This is a genomic window from Bacillus cereus group sp. BfR-BA-01331 (assembly GCF_022663915.1).
Lineage (GTDB): Bacteria > Bacillota > Bacilli > Bacillales > Bacillaceae_G > Bacillus_A > Bacillus_A mycoides.
Genome location: NZ_JAKUGJ010000150.1, coordinates 1 through 478, shown reverse-complemented (window position 1 = coordinate 478; position 478 = coordinate 1). Strand labels below are relative to the sequence as shown.

Below are 478 nucleotides of genomic sequence, written 5' to 3'. Positions count from 1 at the left end.
GTATCAACAGGCATAGCCCCCGCTTTTATTGCCGCTTGTTCTGCATGATTTCTAAACCCTTGTACTTTTGAATTAAGATGGCCGTTCCATTGTTCCTCTTTTTCTTCCGCCGACATATTTTCTGGCAGTTGACTCATAAACGCGTCTTTATGATCTGCCTCATATCCCTTTTGAAATGCGTTAGTCGCAGCATTGACTAAATCTCTAGCATTTCCATATGGTGTAGCGTTTTTCTTCATATTTTGCAAATCTTGTTTACGCTGATTTTTGAAATGAGACATTTGATCGCTATTTGTTTTCGCTACTTTCTTAGCAATCTCTGCATCAGAAGCACCAGGAAATGCTTGTTTTAATCGACTAGCAACTGCAGAATCCGAATTATCTGCCTTCCAAGATTCAAAATCTTTTGTAGCTAAATCCTGTGCAATATCTTCATCCGTTAGTTCTGGATAAGATTCACTATTTAACCCATTATAAG

1 pseudogene is annotated in these 478 nt (G+C 38.3%); it reads right to left on the bottom strand.

Annotated elements, in window-relative coordinates:
• Positions 1-478 (bottom strand): annotated as a pseudogene (locus MR155_RS31370) (hypothetical protein); the annotation flags it as partial.